The sequence below is a fragment of the Halosegnis marinus genome, assembly GCF_029338355.1.
In the GTDB taxonomy this organism is placed as follows: domain Archaea; phylum Halobacteriota; class Halobacteria; order Halobacteriales; family Haloarculaceae; genus Halosegnis; species Halosegnis marinus.
Genome location: NZ_CP119802.1, coordinates 2,503,695 through 2,521,588, shown reverse-complemented (window position 1 = coordinate 2,521,588; position 17,894 = coordinate 2,503,695). Strand labels below are relative to the sequence as shown.

Sequence of the window (17,894 nt, the reverse complement as noted above, 5' to 3'; positions counted from 1 at the left end):
CGTAATAGTGTGCCTAACGCTTATACAGCGGCGGTAGGGCCGACCTACGGTCGCCGGACCGACTGCCGGACGCCCCGGACCCGGTCGAGGGTGCCCGCGACCTCCTCGGGCCACCGGAGGTCCCCGTCGAACCGGACCGGCACCGCGCGGCCGTCGAGGAACGCCCGCATCGCCGCGCGGTCGAGAGTCGCCCGCGACGGTTCCCCCCGCGGCCGCCGGTCGCCGGTGAAGGGGTCGCGGTAGCTCCCGCCGCCGTTCGGGGCGGCGTCGTAGCGGACCGCGTAGCCGTCGCGCGTCGTCTCCTCCACGACGAGGACGCCGCGCTCGCCGACGCTCGGGGCGACCCGGGCCGTCGCGTCCCCGACGGCGGCGTAGTCCCGCCCCATCATGATGCGCCGTCGCGCGAGCGAGAGCGCCCGCTCGACGGAGAAGCCGGCGACGACGAGGCGACCGAACGCGGTGCCGACCTTGGCCGCCTGCTCGTTCAGGACCTTCTCCAGCGTCACGGCGCCGGCGACGCTGCCGCGCTCGACGAGCGCCTCCCCTTCCCGGTAGGAACCGCAGGCGTTGAGGAAGAAGGCCCGCGCGCCCGAGCGGTCGAGCGAGTCGGCCGAGAGGTAGCCGTCGGGGCATTCCAGCCCGGCGGCCTCGCAGTGACCGACGTAGTGGACGAAGTCGGTGGGGCGTTCGAGGACCGCGGCGAGGTCGTCCGTGGCGAGGGACTCGTGGACCTCGACGGAGAGCGGCACCGCGCCGGCCCGGTCCCGATAGGCGTCCGCGACGGCGAGTTCGTCGTCCATCGCCGGGTCGTTGAGCACGACGGCGACGGAGAGCGCGTCCCCGCGGTCGCGGCGCGAACGGGCGTTCTCGAACGCCCGCGGGGTCGTCTTGAACGCGTCCACCACCTCGCCGTCCGCGAGCCACGCGTGGGCGTCGCCGACCCCGAGTTCCGGCGCGAGCGGGCTGATGGAGACGGCCCCGCGGTAGAAATCGTCGAGCGACGCCGAGAGCAGGTCCCGGGGCGACATCTCCGTCGCCTCCGCCGGATAGACGAGCGAGAGGCGGTCGAGCAGGGCCGGGAGCGCCCGCGCCCGCTCGTAGCCGGCCTCGACGTACGTCGAGAGGTGCCAGTCCGGGAGCGCGTCGAGGTCGGCGTCGAGGAAGGTCGCGTATCGGGTCGCGGGCGGAACCCCCCGCACCGCCGCGGGGTCGAGGCCGAGGCCGGCGAGCGGCCCCGGGTCGAGCCGCTCCGCCTCGACGGCGCGGGCACACCGGTCGAGGTGGACGACCCGCCGGAGGGCGTCGGCGACCTCGCTCGCGAACGTCGGAAGCGAGCCGAAGGCGTACTCGAACCCCGTTTCGGGCACCGAGAGGAGCGGCGCGTCCGCGCCGACGGTCAGGTCCGCGCCGAGGTAGTAGGCGAGCGGCGCGGCCACGAGGACGTGGTCGAGGTCGTCGGGGACCGCGAACCGGACCGCGCGCTCGCCCGTCCCCGGCGCGGGCACGTCGTCGTACTCCACGAGCGGCGGATGCGGTCGCTCGGGCGGGAAGGACCGTTCGGGGCCGTCGGGGAGCCGCCCGCCGGCCACGCCGACGGCGGCGGCCACCCCCGCGGGAGTCCGCGGGACGGGTATCGTCTCGGGGGCGGGCGGCGCGTCGCGGACGCCGACGGCGACGGGCGACGGCTCGGGGAAGGCGAGCCGGGTCGAGTCCGCGGCCGTCGCGACCCGGGCCGGTCCCTCGAAGCGCACCGCGGCTTCCAGGTCATCGTCGCGCCCGACGGCGACGACGTGCTCGCCGTCGGGGACGTAGCCGTCCGTCGGGAGCCCGTCGGGGTGTGCGGGGGCGTCGAGTTCCAGCGCCGTCAGCCGCCCCGCGATTCCGGCGTCGGAGGGGTAGGGAAGCGGGAGCGCGGGCGGGGTCCGTTCCCAGTCGGTCCTCGCCAGCCGCACCGACCCGTTCCGGCCCACGGCGGCCACGCCGTCGGCGGTCGGGACCCACTCGATCATCGAACGTCCTCCCGTTCGGACGGGGGCGTATCAATTCACCGCCTGAACGGCGTTGCCGCGGACGGGTAGCTTCATTGTGCGGCGGCCGAACGCTCGCGTATGAACCACGAGACCGTCCGCGAGACGGACCCCGCGGTCGCCGACGCCCTCGACGGCGAGCTGGGGCGGCAGCGCGACACGCTCGCGATGATCGCCAGCGAGAACCACGTCTCCGAGGCAGTCATGGCGGCGCAGGGCTCCGCGCTGACGAACAAGTACGCCGAGGGCTACCCGGGGAAGCGCTACTACGCCGGCTGCGAGTACGCCGACGACGTCGAGGAACTCGCCATCGAGCGCGCGAGGGAGCTCTGGGGTGCCGAACACGTCAACGTCCAGCCCCACTCCGGCACGCAGGCGAACATGGGCGTCTACACCGCGATTCTCGAACCCGGCGACAAGATACTCTCGCTCGACCTCAACCACGGCGGCCATCTGAGCCACGGCCACCCGGCGAACTTCACGGGCAAGACCTACGAGGTCGAGCAGTACGAGGTGGACGAGGAAACCGGCTACATCGACTACGAGGGGCTACGCGAGCAGGCCGAGGCCTTCGAGCCGGACGTCATCGTCTCGGGCTTCTCCGCGTACCCGCGCGAGGTCGAGTTCGAGCGCGTGCAGGAGGCCGCGGACGCCGTCGATGCCTACCACCTCGCGGACATCGCGCACATCACCGGGCTGGTCGCGGCGGGCGTCCACGAGTCCCCCGTCGGCGTCGCGGACTTCGTCACGGGCTCGACGCACAAGACCATCCGCGCGGGCCGCGGCGGCATCATCATGTGCGGCGAGGAACACGCGAGCGACATCGACTCGGCCGTCTTCCCCGGCGCGCAGGGCGGTCCCCTGATGCACAACGTCGCGGGGAAGGCCGTCGGCTTCAAGGAGGCGCTCGACCCCTCCTTCACGGAGTACGCGGAGCAGGTCGTCGCCAACGCCCGGACGCTCGCCGACGCCCTCGCGGCCCACGGATTCGAGATCGTCTCGGGCGGGACGGACACCCACCTCGTGCTCGTTGACCTGCGGCCCTCGCACCCCGACACGACCGGCGGCACCGCCGAGGAGGCGCTGGAGGAGGTCGGCCTCGTCCTCAACGCGAACACCGTGCCCGGCGAGACGCGCTCGCCGTTCAACCCCTCCGGCATCCGCGCCGGCACGCCCGCGCTCACGACCCGCGGCATGGGCGAGGCCGAGATGGAACGCGTCGCCGAGGTCATCGCGACCGTCGTGGACGCGCCCGACGACGCCGACGTGAAGGCCGAGGCGAGCGCCGAGGTGGACGCGCTCACCGACGCGCACCCGCTGTACGAGTAGCCCCGCGCCGGCGGCCCGGCCGCTGCTATACACGAACGCGAACACTCTCTCCGTACTCGCCCCCCGATTGGGCACGAATGCGTTGGGTTGATTAGCCGGCGCGAACCACTCCCGGCCATGACCGAGATCATCGACGGGAATGCCGTCGCCGCGGAGATACGCGACGGCCTCGGCGACGCCATCGCGACGCTGAAGGCCGAGGGCGTCACCCCGGGACTGGCGACCGTCCTGATGAGCGACGACCCCGCGAGCGAGACGTACGTCTCGATGAAACAGCGCGACTGCGAGGAGGTCGGCATCGACGGCATCCACGTCGAACTCGACCCCGACGCGCCCGCGGCGGAACTGTACGACACCGTCGCGGACCTCAACGACGACGACGCCGTCCACGGCATCCTCGTCCAGATGCCGCTCGTCGACCAGGTGGACACCCGGCGCGTGCTCCGTTCCGTCGCGCCCGAGAAGGACGTGGACGGCTTCCACCCGGAGAACGTCGGGCGACTGGTCGCCGGCAACGCCCGGTACAAGCCCTGCACCCCCCACGGCATCCAGAAGCTGTTCGAACACTACGACGTGGAGACGGAGGGCGCGGAGGCCGTCGTCGTCGGCCGTTCTGACATCGTCGGCAAGCCGATGGCGAACCTGCTCGTCCAGAAGGCCCCGTTCGGCAACGCCACCACGACGGTGTGTCACTCCCGGACCGCGGACCTCGCGGCCCACACGCGCGAGGCGGACATCGTGGTCGCCGCCGCGGGCGTCCCCGGATTCATCGACGGGTCGATGCTGAAGGCGGGCGCGACGGTGATCGACGTGGGCATCAACCGCGTCGACGCCGACACCGAGAAGGGCTACGAACTCGTCGGCGACGTGGACTACGAGAGCGCGAAGGAGGTCGCCGGGAAGATAACCCCCGTGCCGGGCGGCGTCGGCCCGATGACCCGCGCGATGCTGCTGTGGAACACCGTGAAGGCCGCCGGCGAGCGGGCCGGCGTCGAGGTCGACCTGCCCTGAGCCGATGCCGGGGGAGACGACCGCCGACGAACTCGCGGCGCGCTACGGGGGGAACGTGGTCCGCGCCGGCGAGCGCACGGAAGTGCCGCCCGCCCGCTGGGAACACGGCCGCGACCGCGAGGGGACGTGGGGCGTCGGGGCGCTGGTCGAACACGACGGCCGCGTCCTCATGGTCGAACAGGGCGACGCCTGGCTCCTCCCCGGCGGGATGCTCGAACCCGGCGAGACGCACGCCGAGGGCGCGACCCGCGAGGTGCGCGAGGAGACGGGCGTGCGCATCGACACGGCGGACCTGCTCGCGGTGACCGAGCGGACGTTCGTCAACGCCGCGGACGGCCGCGAGTTCGACTTCCGGTTCGCCACCTTCCGGGGCGTCGCCGACGACACCGAAACGAGCGACGATCCGGGCATCGACGACGAGGGGATAACCGCCGTCGCGTGGCACGGTGCGCTCCCCGAGAACACCTTCGACCGCGACCTCGTGGCGCGGCTCCGCGGCCGACGTTTATAGCCGAGCACGCGGCCACCCGGCGCGTGCCCCGCCGCACGCCCGGCGACGAACACGACGGGAGCGCGACCGCCCGTCGCCGGTAGCGAGGTCGCCTGTCCGCTACACCGACGATGCGAGCGACAGCGCCGCGTCGAGGTCCACCGGCCCCGCCTCGTCGAGGCGCTCCAGCAGCGCCGCGACCCGCTCGTCGGTCGGCTCGCGGTCGGCGCGCTCTAAGAGCTTCCGTGCCGCGCCCCGACCCGTGCCGGCCCCGAACACGAGATGCCGCTCGCCGCCGAACGCCGCTGGGTCGAACGGCTCGAAGACCGACGGCTCCGACAGCATCGCGTCCGTGTGGATGCCCGACTCGTGGGTCGTCACCTCCCGGCCGAGGACGGGTTTGCGCGGGTCCACGTCCTCGTCGAGCGCGTCCAGCACCGACTCGCAGGCGGGGACGAGCCGCTCGGTCGCGACGCCCGGGTCGCCCCCCTCCTGGACCGTCGCGGCGACGACCTCCTCCGTGGCGGGGTTGCCGGCGCGCTCGCCCAGCGACGCGACCGACACGTCCACCCGCCCGACGCCGGCCTGAGCCGCGACGAGCGCGTTCGCCGTGGCGCAGCCGAGGTCGTCGTGGAAGTGGACGCCGGCCCGCGAGAGGTCGACGCCCGACTCCGCGAGCGTGCGGAGGTAGCCCGCGACGAACGACGGGGTGCGCGCCCCGACCGTGTCGGCGACGACGACGGGGCAGTCGAACCGCTCGAACGCCGCCGCCACGGCCGACGCCTCCGTGCGGAAGCCGTCCATCAGCGTGAGGTGTGGCGTCGCGCCGCCCTCGCGGACGCGGTCGAGACACGCCTCGGCCGTCTCGTACATCTCCGCGCGGCTCTTCCCGACGACGTGTTCGAGTTGGCCGTCGGAGACGGGGACGAACACCTCGACCACGTCCGCGCCGGCGTCGAGCGCCGCGTCCACGTCCGACTCGACGCCGCGCGCGATGGCGACCACGTCTCCGTCGAGGTCGTCGGCAAGCGTCGAGACCACCTCGGTCTGGTCCTCGCCGACGGCCGGAAAGCCGGCCTGCACGAGCGGCACGTCGAGGTCGTCGAGCGCACGGCCGGCCGCGACTCGCTGCTCGACCGTGTAGTCGCGGTCGGGCAGCTGTGTCGCCTCCCGGAGCGTCACGTCACAGAGCTTCATATCACGTCCTCCGCGCGCAGGGACTCGTAGGTGTCGGGGTCGAGGCCCACCTCGTCGAGGTACACCTCGTCGTTGTGCTCGCCGTGGCCGGGACCGAGGTGCGACACCTCGCCGGGGTCGCCGGAGAACTTCGGGACGACCCCGTGGGTATCGACGGGGCCGAGGTCCGCGTCCTCGACGGTGACGATGTCGTCGCGGGCGGCGTACTGCTCGTCGGCGTACACGTCCTCGATGTCGTATATCACCGAGGCGACCGCGCCGGCCTCGGTGAGCGCCGCGACCGCCTCCTCGGCCGAGCGGTCGGCCATCCACGCCGCGACGTACTCGTCCAGCGCCGCGACGTGCTCGACGCGGTCGCGGTTGGTGGCGAACCGGTCGTCCTCGACGAGTTCCGGGTGTCCGATACACTCGGCGACGCGCTCCCAGATGGGCTGTGAGGAGGCCGAGAGCGCGACGTAGCCGTCCTCGGCCGCGTAGACGTTCCGGGGCGCGGCGTTGGGGTGGCGGTTCCCCGTTCGCTCGTCCGTCTCGCCGAGGCGGTCGTACTTCTCGGGCACGCTCGGGAACATCCGGAACAGCGACTCGTACAGCGACACGTCGACGACGCGCCCCTCGCCGCCGGTGAGGCGGTCGAAGACGCCGAACACCGCGCCCATCGCGGCGTAGTGGCCGGCGGCGAGGTCGGCCAGCGAGATGGGAGGAAGCAGCGGTTCGCTGTCGGGGAAGCCGTTGACGTGGGCGAACCCGGACATGGCCTCCGCGACGGTGCCGAAGCCCGGGCGCTCGGCCATCGGCCCGGTCTGGCCGTAGCCGGAGATGCGCACGACGACGAGGTCCTCGTTCTCGTCGCGGAGCGCGTCCGGCCCGAGGCCCCACGATTCGAGCGTGCCGGGCCGGAAGTTCTCCACCACCACGTCGGCGTCGGCCGCGAGTTCGAGCGCGAGCGCCCGGCCCTCGTCGGTCTTCATGTCGAGGGTGACACACCGCTTGTTGCGCGCGAGCGCCTTCCACCACAGCGACAGGTCGCCGTCGAACGGCGGCCAGTCGCGGATGGGGTCGCCGTGCTCGGGGTGTTCGACCATCACCACGTCCGCGCCGTGGTCGGCGAGGGTGACGGTGGCGAACCCGCCGGCGATCATGCCCGAGAGGTCGAGCACCCGGAGTCCGTCGAGGGGGCCTGACATGGCCCCGGCTTCGACCGGCGCGCGTCTAAACCCCTGCCTCCCGGCAGGGGGTCAGTCGAGCGCGTCGAGCCGGGAGCGCGCCTCGGCGAGCGCGGCCTCGTCGTCCTCGCGGAGGTACCGGCCCACGCCGCGCGCGACACGGACGAGCGTCTCCGCCTCCGCGGGCGGCACGTCGCCCTGTATCGCTTGCACCCGACGGACGTGGCCGTCGAGGCGAGCCAGGGCGTCGCTCGCGGCCGGGTCCGGGTGTTCGTCGAGGTACGCCCGGGCGTCGCTCCGGTACTCGTCGACCGCGTTCGCGTAGGCCAGCCCCCGCGAGTCGCGGAGGGCGTCGGGCACCTCGTCGGGCGCGGGCCGGTCACCGAGGTCGCCCCGGAGCAGCGAGAGGAAGTAGAGCTCCTCGTCGTCGCTCACGCGGGCGCCCCGCCCGACGGCGTCCGCGACGGCCCGCAGTTCCATCGCGGCGAGGTAGCGGTCGTCCAGCGGCCGGAGGTCGCCCCCGTCCACGAAGCCGTAGCTGCGGGTGAACTCCCTCGTGGCCTCGACCGCGCGCTCCGCGAGGTCGCGCAGCGGCACCTCCTCGACGGCGTTGCGCACCGGCGAGAGGTCGAGCGTCGCGTTCGTCGCGGTGTGGAGCTTGCGCTCGTCCTCGACGCCGACGCTCCGCATGCTCCCGCAGTCGGGGCACTCGACGCTGCCCGTCTCGTAGTAGGACCACCGCGTCCCGCACGACCGACACTCGCGGGTGCCGCGAACCTTCATACCCCGGGCGAGGGGCCGCCGGCTGAAAACCGTCCGGGTCCGGTCGCGGCGAGTATCTGTTCGACCGTCGGGATTTATGTGCACGTCGTGGTAACGAGTGTCCATGTCGGAATCACCGACGTACGAGGATAGGGTAAGTCGCCGCGAGGCGGCTGGCCGGGAAATTCGACGGTAACGTCACGCTCTCTACGGATTCGGGCGACCTGTTACTGCGCACCGACGGGGACACGTACGCGCTGGACCGCGAGAACGCCGCAGAGCTACGCGACGCGCTCGCGAACGCGCTCACGCGGACGCGGGAGTTCGTGTACACCAGCGGCGAGCACCGCGAGGACGGCAGCTACGTCGTCGCGCGCCGCGGGGCGACGTCGTCGGGCAACCGCAAGGTGTTCGACTCGTTCGCCCGCTTCGAGCGGCTGTACGAGCGCCTCCCCGAGGAGTTCACCGCGGACGACCTCTCGCGGACCGGGCTCACGGACGGCCGGCGACACATCGTGCTCCGCCACTTCGTCGAGCATCCGGACGTCGACTGTGAACTCACGAGCCGCCAACCCCTGACGGTGAGGAAGCTCTAAACCGCCGCCGCGCGACCGGAGGATATGACGTTCTCCATCGTCGCGCGCGACCCCGAGACGCGCGCCGTCGGCGTCGCCGTCCAGTCGAAGTTCGTGAGCGTCGGCTCCGTCGTCCCGTTCGTGTCGGCGGACGCGGGCGCGGTAGCGACCCAGTCGTTCGCCAACGTCGCGTACGGCCCCGACGGGCTCGACCTGCTCCGCCGCGGCCACGACGCACAGGCCGTCGTCGACACGCTCACCGCGGACGACGCGGAGGCCGAGTCCCGGCAGGTCGGCGTCGTAGGCCGCGACGGCTCCGTGGCCGCGTTCACCGGCGACGACTGCTTCGACGTGGCCGGGGACGTCCAGGGCGAGACGTACACCGTCCAGGGGAACATCCTGGAGAACGAGGCGACGCTGACGGCGATGGCCGAGGCGTACGAGGCAGGCGAGGCGGCGGGCGACGGGCTGCCGGAGCGGCTCCTCGCAGCCCTCCACGCGGGCAACGAGGCCGGCGGCGACTCGCGGGGCGAGCAGTCCGCGGCCCTGTACGTCGCCAAGCCGGAGGGCGGCTACGACGGCGGCAACGACCGCTGGGTCGACGTGCGCGTCGACGACCACGAGGCGCCAATCGACGAACTCGAACGCGTCTTCAAACTGTACGATGTGACCTTACTGGAGCGAGCCGCGCCCGAGGAGACGGCGGAGCTGTCGGGCGAGGCGGCCGAGGCCGTGGCGGCGACGCTCGCGGAGCTGGGCTTCTACGACGGCACCCCGTCCGGGGAGTTCGACGCCGAGGCGCGCGCGGCGCTGGAGGCGTTCCGCGGCATGAACAACTTCGAGAACCACTCGCTCGCGGCGCTGGAGGACGCGCTGGCCCACGGCTGGGCCGACGCCGAGGGCGACGGCGAGGCGCGGATGGTGGACGCCGTCTGGCACGGGCTGTCGCGACTGGACCGGGTGTAGCCGGCCCCGCGGGGCGGCCGTCCGCACGGGGTTTTTGCGCCCCCGGCACGAACCGAGGGTATGCGCGACGAAGCCGAGATCCGCGAGCAGTACGAGTTCCTAGCCGAGCAGCTCGACGACGAGGAGATGAACCACGAGGGCGTCCGGCAGATGTTCACCTACTACAAACGGGCGCTCGGGTGGGTGTTGGAGGAGGAGTACATCTGAGAAGTCTGACATCGGTTGACAGGGGCGGTAGGTTTATGCGTCTCACCGTCTTCGCTGTAAGTGACGCTTCGCTTTGGAGGGCCGAAGCGTCAGCGGGGACCAATTCAGGGCGGCAAGCGGCCGGCCGGGTTTTCTCCGGCCCGCCGCTTTCCACTCGTTGAACAACACCGACGAGCCGCCGCTCTTCCCCGCTTTCCGACGTGTCTCCCGGGAGCGCTCCGACGCCCGGCGGCGCCGCTGCCGAGGATAGAACACTCTGACAACCAACGTACACGTCCGGAGAGTCGGCGTCCGGGCTCCCCGCGTCGCCGGAGGTCCTCAGCGCCTCCGGTCCGCTCGGCGCCGCCGTGTAACCGCTCCGATATATTTATTCGCCGGCAGGAACAATCCGCTCGTCATGTACGACCTGACGGGGTTCCAGCGGGACCTGATGTACGTCATCGCCGGACGCGACGAGCCGCACGGCCTCGCCATCAAGGAGGAACTGGAGGAGTACTACGAGAAGGAGATACACCACGGCCGCCTCTACCCGAACCTCGACACGCTCGTGGACAAGGGGCTCGTGGACAAGGGGGAGCGCGACCGCCGGACGAACTTCTACACCCTGACGCGGCGCGGCCGCCGGGAGATCGAGGCCCGCCGCGACTGGGAGAACGAGTACATCGACGCCGAGTAACAGGTAGTCAGGCGGGGGTCGCGTCCCCGTCATCGTCGTCCGGCGTCTCCTCCCCGCCGTCGGGCGCCCCGGTCGCGTCGGCGTCCGACGGCTCGCCCGCCCGCTCCATCGGGAGCTCCGTCATCGCCGCGGGGTCGACCGCGAACGGCTGTATCCGGGTTCCGGAGACCAGTTCCGGGAGCACGAGTCGCGCGAAGTGGACGACGAGCACGAGCAACAGCGGCCCGAGGAAGATGCCGTACCAGCCGAACAGCAGCGGGCCGAAGATGTACGCGAACATGACCAGCCCGACGTGGAGGTTCCGGCCCGAGACGTACGGCCGGAGCACGAGGTCCGGGATAGTGTCCACGACGACGAACGAGAGCAGGACGAACGCGGCGGGAATCGCGTAGTTCGGGTCGGCGGACAGGTACGCGCTCCCGAACAGGTACGCCCCGACGGGGACGTAGACGAGTTTCATCCCGACGACGGGGACGAGCGAGGCCGCGCCCGCGAGCAGGCCGACGAGCGCGGGGTACGGGATGCCGGCGGACGCGGGCGCGAGGAAGTCGAGCACGGAGTAGACGATAGCGCCGATGGCGGCGGTGAAGACCGCGTTGAAGATGTTGCCCGAGAACACCTTGTAGAGGTCGCGGTCCACGGCGCGGGCGTAGCGGTCGAGGACGCCGGCGTCGTCGCCGAACCGCCCCATGAGCCACCGCGAGAGCCGCGGGGCGTCCCGGAGCAGGTAGAAGGCGACGGCGAACATCACGAACAGGTGGAGCAGACCGGTGCCGACGAAGCCCGCGTAGTCGAGTCCGGTCCCGAGCGCGTCCTGCACGGTGCCGACGAGGTTCGGGTCGTCCAGGAACGAGCCCGGATCCGCGACGCCGGTGGTGACGTTCCGGTACGGCCCGAGGGCCGATTCGAGCGGCCCGAAGTCGACGGAGCGCGAGACGTTGTTGAACTCCTGGAGGCCGATGGCGAGCGCGTAGCCGACCAGCAACAGCAGCGGGAGCGCGAGCGCGAACAGCGAGAGGGCCGCGGCGACGGAGGGCGGCCCGACCCGCTTCGACACCCGGTTGTACACCGGCCGGGTGGCGTAGTAGAGGAAGACGGCGAACACGAGCGTCCCGACGAACGAGTAGGCGACGAACGCGAGGAAGACCGCGAGCCCGCCGCCGATCGCCCACCACGCCGTCCGGGACCGGTCCACGTCGGAGAGCGCCATACCGACAGGATGTGGGACCGGCGCGAATAAAGCCTCCCACGCCACCGGCGAGAATTTATATAGCGCTATATTGTCATGGGTAGCATGGCCGCGACGGTACCGGACACCGAGGTGACACGGCTCGTGCTCGCCGCGGCGCTCGGCCTCTTCCTGGGGCTGGAGCGCGAGTGGTCCGAGAAGTCCGCGGGGGTGCGGACGCTCGCGCTCGTGAGCCTGCTCGGCGCGCTGTTCACCGTCGCGGACGGGGAGGCGCTGGTCGTCGCCGGCGCGGCGCTGGTCGTCGTCCACGGCGGCCTGCTCTCGGCGCGCGGGCTATTCGAGGAGGACGAGGGGCTGGCGCTCACGACCGGCGTGACGATGCTCGTCGCCTACGGGACGGGTGTGCTCGTCGGGAGCGGCCTCCTCGTGGAGGGGGTCACGGTGGCCGTCGTCTCCTCGCTGCTGCTCGTGCTCAAGCGGGAGCTCCACGCGCTCGCCGGGTCGCTGTCGCGCGCCGAGGTGCGGTCGGCCTCGGAGTTCGCCGTCCTCGCGTTCGTCGTCTTCCCGGCGCTCCCGCCCGGGGAAGCGGAGGTGACGTTCGCGGGGGTCGTGCTCGCCGTCGAGCCCCGCGTCGTCTGGCTGCTGGTCGTCACCGTCGCGGCCGTCGGCATCGTCAACTACGGCGTCGTCAGGCTGTACGGCGGCCGCGGCGTCGCCGTCACCGGCTTCTTCGGCGGGCTGGCCTCCTCGACGGCCGTCGTGGGGACGATGCTCGACCACGTCCGCCAGCGGCCCGCGGCCGCCCCCTACGCCGTCGCGGCCGTCCTGCTCGCGAACGCGGCGATGGCCGCGCGCAACCTCGCCATCGCCGTCGCCTTCACGCTCTCCGCGTCGCCGTTGTTCGGCGTGGTCCTCCCGCTCGGGGTGGTCGTGGTCGGGAGCGTCGTCCTCGCGTTCGCCACCGCCGACTGGGACGAACCCGTCGACCTCGAACTGGAGACGCCGTTCCGGCTGCGCTACGCGCTCGGCTTCGGCGTCGCCTTCCTGCTGCTGGTCGCCGTCGGCGGGGCGGCGAGCGCGCGGTTCGGCGCGCTCGGCCTGCTGGTCACGGCCGCCCTCGCGGGGCTCGTCTCGTCGGCCGGCGGGACGACGACGGCCGTCCTGCTCTACCGATCGGGCGCGGTCGACGCCGAGACGGCCACGCTCGCGGTCCTGCTCGCGACGGGGACGAGCATCGGGGTGAAGGTGGCGCTCACGGCGGGCGCGGCGAACCGCGCCTTCTTCCGTCGGGTCGCGGGCTACTCGGCCGGGCTGCTCGCGCTCGCGACCGCCGCCGCGGCGCTCGTGTAACATTCGCCGCTACCATCGGTGTTCTTAACAGGCGCTCCTCCGAACGGCGGCTATGAACCGCGAGACCGCCGAGCCGTCGGTCGATACCCTCCCCGGCCCGAAGGCCGAGGAGCGCGTCGCGTACCACGGCGAACACGCCGCGACGACGACCTACGTCTACGACTTCGTGTGGGACGTGACCGCCGACGCGGAGGGGCCCTTCTGTACCGACGCCGACGGCAACGTGCTCCTCGACTTCACCAGCCACGTCGGCGCGGCCCCCCTCGGCTACAACAACCCCGACCTGCTGGAGCGGATGGCCGAGTTCGACCTCGTGGACCCGCTGAAGATCGCCGGACAGGACTTCTACACGACCGCGGGCGACCCCGCCGACGTGGACTTTCCCGGCCCGGCGGAGCTGATGGACCGGCTCGCCGACGCCTCGCCCGACGGCCTGGACACCGTGTTCCTCTCGAACTCCGGCGCGGAGGCCGTCGAGAACGCCATCAAGGTCTGCTACGACGACACGAAGGGGCAGTACGGCATCACGTTCCAGGGGGCCTTCCACGGGCGGACGCTCGGCGCGCTCTCGCTCAACCGCTCGAAGTCGGTGTACCGGCGCGACTTCCCCGAGATCGCCGGAATTCACGACGCGCCCTTCTGTGACGACCGGACCTGCGACCCGACGACCTGCTCGTGTGGCTTCTTCGCGGGCGACACCTCACAGCTCCGCCGGATGCTCGACCCCAAGCGCGGCTACGTCGACGCCGGCGAGGTCGCGTATCTGATCATGGAGCCGATACAGGGCGAGGGCGGCTACCGCTTCCCCTCGGCGTCGTTCATGCGCGAGGTCGCGGACGTCTGCGGGACCCACGACATCCCCCTCGTCGTCGACGAGATACAGTCGGGGCTCGGCCGCACGGGGGAGTTCTGGGCCTCCGACGGCTACCCCATCGAGCCGGACGTCATCACCGCCGCGAAGGGGCTCCGCGTGGGCGCGACGATAGCGAGCGGGGACACCTTCCCCGAGGAGCGCTCGCGGCTCTCCTCAACGTGGGGCGCGGGCGACATCGTCGCGACCATGCAGGGCGCCATCACGGTCGACCTGATACGCGAGGGCGGGCTGATGGACAACGCGGTCGCACGGGGTCGCCAGGCCGTCGAGACCCTCCGCGATTACGACCTCCCGGGCGTCACCGACGTGCGCGGCAAGGGGCTGATGCTCGCGCTCGACTTCGCGGGGACGGACCTGCGCGACGCGGTCGTGGACGCCGCGCTCGCGCGCGGGCTGCTCACGCTCGGCTGCGGCACGCGCACCCTTCGGCTCCTGCCGCCGCTCGACGTGACGGCCCGGGAGATAGAACTGGGCTGCTCGATACTCGCCGACGCCGTCCGGGCCGCTCAGAACTGATAGCGCCGGTCGTCGTCCGACTCGGGGTAGCCGCCGGCCATCTCGTCGTAGCTCATCCCCGCGAGGAACTCGTCGTACGTGCAGTCGTACTCCGACCGGAGGTGGAAGTCGATGTTCCCGGTCTCGACGACCCGCTGGAACAGCCCGTGGACGGCCCGCCGGAGCAGTTCGTCCGGGTCGTCGGTGCCGTAGGCGGCCGAGAGTAGCGCGAGCTCGTTTCTGGTCTCCGCGTCGAGTTCGACGGCCACCTCGTCGCCGAGGTCGGCCGCCGCGTTGTCCACGTCGGTGAACAGGTGGTCGAGGCTCATACCCCGAGCAGACGGCCCCGACGGATACCGGTGCCGCTTGCGCGCCGGGTCGCCACCCCTAAACGACGACCGGCCCAACCGGGAACGATGACCGACACCGCGGAGCGACTCCCCGACGACACCGAGGCGGTCCGGGGGGCGCTCGTCGAGTGGTACGAGGCCGACCACCGCTCGTTCCCGTGGCGGGAGACGCGGGACCCCTACCGCATCCTCGTCAGCGAGGTGATGAGCCAGCAGACCCAGCTCGGGCGCGTGGAGTCGGCCTACCGCGACTTCCTCGACGAGTGGCCCGACGTCGCGGCGCTCGCGGACGCCGACCGCGCCGACGTGGTCGGCTTCTGGACCGACCACTCGCTCGGCTACAACAACCGCGCGAAGTACCTCCACGAGGCGGCGCGGCAGGTCGTCGACGAGCACGGCGGCGAGTTCCCGACCGACCCGGACGGCCTGCAGGAACTGATGGGCGTCGGCCCGTACACCGCCAACGCCGTCGCCTCCTTCGCGTTCGACAACGGGAACGCCGTGGTGGACACGAACGTCAAGCGCGTCCTCCACCGCGCGTTCGACGTGCCCGACGACGACGCGGCGTTCGAGGCGGTCGCGAACGCGCTGATGCCCGACGGCGAGTCGCGCGTCTGGAACAACGCCGTCATGGAACTCGGCGGGGTCGCGTGCGGCAAGACCCCGGACTGCGACGAGGCCGGGTGCCCGTGGCGCGCGTGGTGTCACGCCTACGAGACGGGCGACTTCACCGCGCCCGACGTCGCCACGCAGCCGAGCTTCGAGGGGTCGCGCCGACAGATGCGCGGCCGCGTCGTGAAGGCGCTCCGGAGCCACGGCACGCTGTCGCTGGACGAACTCGGCCCCCGAGTCCGGGTGGACTACGACCCCGGCGGGCGGTACGGCCGCGAGTGGCTCGGCGGCCTGCTCTCCGACCTCGCGGACGACGGCCTCGTCGAGGTCGAGGGCGACGAGGCGCGTCTCGCCCGATAGCGTGCCACATTTATCCGCTCCGCGGCGAGCGGGGGTATGGACACCATCCACGTCGCGGCGCTCGTCGGGAGCCTCCGCGAGGCGAGTTACACCCGGCTCGCGTGCAGGCGGGCGCTCGCCGTCGCCGACGAGTACGACCGCGTGGAGACGGACCTCATCGACCTGCGGACCCTCGACCTGCCAACCTACAACGGCGACCGCGACGACCCGCCGGGCGTGACCGAGCTACTGGAGCGGGTGGCGGCGGCCGACGCCGTCCTGCTCGGGACGCCGAACTACCACGGCTCCTACTCCGGCGTGTTGAAGAACGCGCTCGACTACTGCGGCTTCGACGAGTTCGAGGACACGACCGTCGGCCTGCTCGTCGTCGCCGGCGGCGCGTACTCCTCCGCGCCGCTCGACCACCTCCGCATCGTCGCCCGCTCGGTGAACGCGTGGGTCATCCCGCATCAGGTCGCCATTCAGGGCGCGAGTTCCCGCTTTGAGGACGGCGTCCTCGTCGACGAGAAACACGCCGAACGCGTGGACACCCTGGGTCGCAGGCTCGTGGAGTACGCGAACATCGAACCGGACCCGCCGACACAGGAGAGCGAGTCGAACGTCGGCGCGGACGACTGACTACGGCGCCTCGAAACGCGCGACGACGACCGACTCGCCGTCGGCGCGCCACACGAGTTCTAACACGTCGCCGCTCCCGACGCCCGACACCGTCACCGAGTCGCCCGCGCTGACGGTCCCCGAGAAGGAGGCGTCCGCCGGGGCACCGTCCACCGTCACGGTCAGCCGCTTCGCGTCGATGTTCTCGCCGCCCTCGTGGGTTATCGTGACCGAGCCGTCGGCGTACTCGAACGAGAAGTTCGCCCGCGGCGCGTCCGGGCCGGTCGAGACCGCCCGACGGCTCAACAGGAGGCCCGTGATGTCGTCGGGCGTCCCCGACGTGAGCGCGTCGTAGCCGTAGTTCGTCACCGCGGGCAGCAGCGGCTCCGTCGCCCCGACCCCGCCCGTCGCGTCCGCGTTCGAGACGACCGCCACGCCGAGGTCCGTCCCCGGAACCGACTCGAACGCCGTGGCCGCCTCGTAGGCGCGCTCGGTGCCGCTGTCGGTCGGCCGGGCCAGCACCGTCCTCCAGTCCGCGAGGTCGCGGAAGGCCGCGTTCGCGTACAGCCGGTACTCGAAGCGCGTCCCGTCGAAGACGGGCAGGAGCCGCGCCGCCGGCACGCCGTCGAGGGGTATCGGGCCGGCCGCGCGGAGGCGGTCGCTCGTCGCCGGGTCGTCTATCGACGTTCCGTCGCGCACCGCCGAGGTCACCCACCGCGTCTCGACCGGATCGGTGTAGGTGACGGTCGTTCCCTCGACGGCGAGGCTCCCCGCGGCCATCGCCCCGAGGTCGACGGCGACGCCGTCGGCGGTCGGTTCGAGCCCCGTCGGAAGCGAAGGGGTTGCGGTCGGAGTGTCCGTCGCCGTCCCGGTCGCGGTGGCGGTCGCCTCGGCCGGCGCGTCGGTGGTCGTCGTCCCGGTACAGCCGGCGAGCGCGACGGCCGGCAGGGCCGCGATGAGCGCGCGTCTGGAGGGCATCGGTTCGGGTTCGCCCTCCGCGAACAAAACCCCACGGGCCGCCCGCGAACGCAACCGTTTTGCCCCGGACGGTACCCCCACCACCGTGCACGCCATCACGAACAGCGGGTGGGTGGAGGTCGTGACCGGCTCGATGTTCTCCGGCAAGACCGAGGAGCTGCTCCGCCGGGTCCGGCGGGCGGAGATCGCCGGGCAGTCCGTCGCCGCGTTCAGTCCCGCGCTCGACGACCGCTTCGGCTCCGCGACCATCGGGAGCCACGCCGGCCAGCAGATAGAGGCGACGGTCGTGGACCAGGAGGAGCCCGAGCCGGCGATGCACGACGCCCTCAACGGGGAGGACGTGGTCGCCATCGACGAGGCGAACTTCTTCTCGGGGGCGCTCGTCGACGCGTGCGAGGCGCTTGCGGCCGACGGCCGGCGAGTCATCGTCTCCGGCACGGACCAGACGTTCCGCGGCGAGCCGTTCCACCCGCTCCCGGACCTGATGGCCGTCGCCGAGTACGTCGACAAGTACCAGGCCATCTGCACCCAGTGCGGCGAACCCGCCTCCCGGAACCAGCGGCTCATCGAGGGGGAACCCGCCCACTACGACGACCCGACCGTCATGGTCGGCGCGGAGGAGTCCTATGAGGCCCGCTGTCGGAGCTGTCACGTCGTCCGCCGGGACTGACCCACCGCCCCGGCGT

General features: G+C 72.0%; 19 protein-coding genes. 12 read left to right on the top strand and 7 right to left on the bottom strand.

Going from position 1 to position 17,894, the window contains the following annotated elements:
• Nucleotides 1–44: 44 nt before the first annotated feature.
• On the bottom strand, nucleotides 45–2,009 hold the full coding sequence (locus P2T37_RS14020; protein ID WP_276234583.1) for a hypothetical protein: 1,965 nt from the start codon (nucleotides 2,007–2,009) through the stop codon (nucleotides 45–47).
• Nucleotides 2,010–2,108: 99 nt separating this feature from the next.
• Here P2T37_RS14020 and glyA point away from each other — a divergent pair, with 99 nt between their 5' ends.
• The 3 genes from glyA to P2T37_RS14005 all read left to right on the top strand — a co-directional run bounded on the left by glyA (nucleotide 2,109) and on the right by P2T37_RS14005 (nucleotide 4,878).
• Entirely contained in the window at nucleotides 2,109–3,356 is a 1,248-nt protein-coding gene (gene glyA / locus P2T37_RS14015; protein WP_276234582.1) for a serine hydroxymethyltransferase, read from the top strand.
• Nucleotides 3,357–3,473: 117 nt separating this feature from the next.
• Nucleotides 3,474–4,367, top strand: coding sequence for a bifunctional methylenetetrahydrofolate dehydrogenase/methenyltetrahydrofolate cyclohydrolase (locus tag P2T37_RS14010; RefSeq protein WP_276234581.1), 894 nt, complete (start codon nucleotides 3,474–3,476; stop codon nucleotides 4,365–4,367).
• Between the two features lie 4 nt (nucleotides 4,368–4,371).
• Nucleotides 4,372–4,878: an NUDIX domain-containing protein gene (locus P2T37_RS14005; protein ID WP_276234580.1), complete on the top strand. Its 507-nt coding sequence runs from the start codon at nucleotides 4,372–4,374 to the stop codon at nucleotides 4,876–4,878.
• 99 nt (nucleotides 4,879–4,977) lie between these two features.
• On the opposite strand, the gene P2T37_RS14000 is transcribed toward P2T37_RS14005, so the two are convergent.
• The 3 genes from P2T37_RS14000 to P2T37_RS13990 are packed head-to-tail and all read right to left on the bottom strand — an operon-like array spanning nucleotide 4,978 to nucleotide 8,000.
• Nucleotides 4,978–6,054, bottom strand: a complete 1,077-nt coding sequence (locus P2T37_RS14000; protein WP_276234579.1) for a LeuA family protein — start codon at nucleotides 6,052–6,054, stop codon at nucleotides 4,978–4,980.
• Nucleotides 6,051–7,238, bottom strand: a complete 1,188-nt coding sequence (locus P2T37_RS13995) for a CaiB/BaiF CoA transferase family protein (protein ID WP_276234578.1) — start codon at nucleotides 7,236–7,238, stop codon at nucleotides 6,051–6,053. The genes P2T37_RS14000 and P2T37_RS13995 overlap by 4 nt, the downstream gene beginning before the upstream one ends.
• 51 nt (nucleotides 7,239–7,289) lie before the next feature.
• Complete coding sequence (locus P2T37_RS13990) at nucleotides 7,290–8,000, bottom strand: DUF7117 family protein (protein ID WP_276234577.1); 711 nt, start codon at nucleotides 7,998–8,000, stop codon at nucleotides 7,290–7,292.
• A gap of 236 nt (nucleotides 8,001–8,236) precedes the next feature.
• Between P2T37_RS13990 and P2T37_RS13985 the strand changes: the two genes are divergently transcribed.
• The 4 genes from P2T37_RS13985 to P2T37_RS13970 all read left to right on the top strand — a co-directional run bounded on the left by P2T37_RS13985 (nucleotide 8,237) and on the right by P2T37_RS13970 (nucleotide 10,403).
• Entirely contained in the window at nucleotides 8,237–8,575 is a 339-nt protein-coding gene (locus P2T37_RS13985; RefSeq protein ID WP_382211867.1) for a DUF7528 family protein, read from the top strand.
• Nucleotides 8,576–8,599: 24 nt separating this feature from the next.
• The gene (locus P2T37_RS13980) at nucleotides 8,600–9,520 is read left to right on the top strand and encodes a DUF1028 domain-containing protein (protein ID WP_276234576.1); all 921 of its coding nucleotides are present in this window, start codon (nucleotides 8,600–8,602) and stop codon (nucleotides 9,518–9,520) included.
• A 60-nt stretch (nucleotides 9,521–9,580) separates the two neighbouring features.
• Nucleotides 9,581–9,727, top strand: coding sequence for a hypothetical protein (locus P2T37_RS13975; RefSeq protein ID WP_276234575.1), 147 nt, complete (start codon nucleotides 9,581–9,583; stop codon nucleotides 9,725–9,727).
• Nucleotides 9,728–10,124: 397 nt separating this feature from the next.
• Nucleotides 10,125–10,403 (top strand): PadR family transcriptional regulator, encoded by a 279-nt coding sequence (locus P2T37_RS13970; protein WP_276234574.1) that lies wholly within the window; start codon nucleotides 10,125–10,127, stop codon nucleotides 10,401–10,403.
• A 7-nt stretch (nucleotides 10,404–10,410) separates the two neighbouring features.
• Here the strand turns inward: P2T37_RS13970 and P2T37_RS13965 are convergent, their stop codons facing one another.
• On the bottom strand, nucleotides 10,411–11,613 hold the full coding sequence (locus tag P2T37_RS13965; protein WP_276234573.1) for an AI-2E family transporter: 1,203 nt from the start codon (nucleotides 11,611–11,613) through the stop codon (nucleotides 10,411–10,413).
• Between the two features lie 75 nt (nucleotides 11,614–11,688).
• On the opposite strand from P2T37_RS13965, the gene P2T37_RS13960 reads away from it, so the two are divergent.
• Nucleotides 11,689–12,942 carry an MgtC/SapB family protein gene (locus P2T37_RS13960; protein WP_382211735.1) on the top strand — a complete coding sequence of 418 codons (1,254 nt, stop codon included), beginning with the start codon at nucleotides 11,689–11,691 and terminating at the stop codon, nucleotides 12,940–12,942.
• Between the two features lie 52 nt (nucleotides 12,943–12,994).
• A complete protein-coding gene (locus tag P2T37_RS13955) occupies nucleotides 12,995–14,332 on the top strand; it encodes a class-III pyridoxal-phosphate-dependent aminotransferase (protein WP_276234571.1) in 1,338 nt (445 codons plus the stop codon).
• On the opposite strand, the gene P2T37_RS13950 is transcribed toward P2T37_RS13955, so the two are convergent.
• Nucleotides 14,323–14,640: a ribbon-helix-helix protein gene (locus tag P2T37_RS13950; protein ID WP_276234570.1), complete on the bottom strand. Its 318-nt coding sequence runs from the start codon at nucleotides 14,638–14,640 to the stop codon at nucleotides 14,323–14,325. The genes P2T37_RS13955 and P2T37_RS13950 overlap by 10 nt on opposite strands.
• Before the next feature lie 87 nt (nucleotides 14,641–14,727).
• Here P2T37_RS13950 and P2T37_RS13945 point away from each other — a divergent pair, with 87 nt between their 5' ends.
• Together P2T37_RS13945 and P2T37_RS13940 are read left to right on the top strand one after the other, a co-directional pair.
• The gene (locus P2T37_RS13945) at nucleotides 14,728–15,633 is read left to right on the top strand and encodes an HhH-GPD family protein (protein ID WP_276234569.1); all 906 of its coding nucleotides are present in this window, start codon (nucleotides 14,728–14,730) and stop codon (nucleotides 15,631–15,633) included.
• A 36-nt stretch (nucleotides 15,634–15,669) separates the two neighbouring features.
• A complete protein-coding gene (locus tag P2T37_RS13940; RefSeq protein WP_276234567.1) occupies nucleotides 15,670–16,251 on the top strand; it encodes an NADPH-dependent FMN reductase in 582 nt (193 codons plus the stop codon).
• Here P2T37_RS13940 and P2T37_RS13935 read toward each other — a convergent pair whose 3' ends face one another.
• Complete coding sequence (locus P2T37_RS13935; RefSeq protein ID WP_276234566.1) at nucleotides 16,252–17,208, bottom strand: type IV pilin N-terminal domain-containing protein; 957 nt, start codon at nucleotides 17,206–17,208, stop codon at nucleotides 16,252–16,254.
• Nucleotides 17,209–17,293: 85 nt separating this feature from the next.
• On the opposite strand from P2T37_RS13935, the gene P2T37_RS13930 reads away from it, so the two are divergent.
• Nucleotides 17,294–17,878: a thymidine kinase gene (locus tag P2T37_RS13930; RefSeq protein WP_276234565.1), complete on the top strand. Its 585-nt coding sequence runs from the start codon at nucleotides 17,294–17,296 to the stop codon at nucleotides 17,876–17,878.
• The last annotated feature ends 16 nt before the right edge of the window (nucleotides 17,879–17,894 follow it).